A 256-nucleotide genomic window follows, 5' to 3' on the forward strand; every position below is an offset into this window, starting at 1 on the left:
GTTCTGCGATCGTGCCGGCACGCGTGTCGCGGCCGCTCATGCCGGTTGGCGGGGTCTGGCGGCGGGCGTGCTTGAGGCAACTCTCGACAGCCTCGATGTTCCTGCTGACGAGGTACTGGTCTGGCTCGGCCCGGCCATTGGCCCCAAAGCCTTTGAAGTCGGTCCGGAAGTACGGGAAGTCTTCATCAATCAACTGCCTGAAGCAGCAGAAGCGTTCGTACCGAGCAACAATGCCGGCAAGTTCATGGCTGATATC

1 protein-coding gene is annotated in these 256 nt (G+C 61.3%); it reads left to right on the forward strand.

The features are described from left to right. Positions 1 to 256: laccase domain-containing protein (locus tag NR201_RS22580; RefSeq protein ID WP_256850196.1), on the forward strand; the 256-nt coding region annotated here is incomplete at both ends.

The sequence above is a fragment of the Pantoea sp. Fr-CA_6 genome (genome assembly GCF_024520895.1).
GTDB classification, from domain to species: Bacteria; Pseudomonadota; Gammaproteobacteria; order Enterobacterales; family Enterobacteriaceae; genus Pantoea; species Pantoea agglomerans.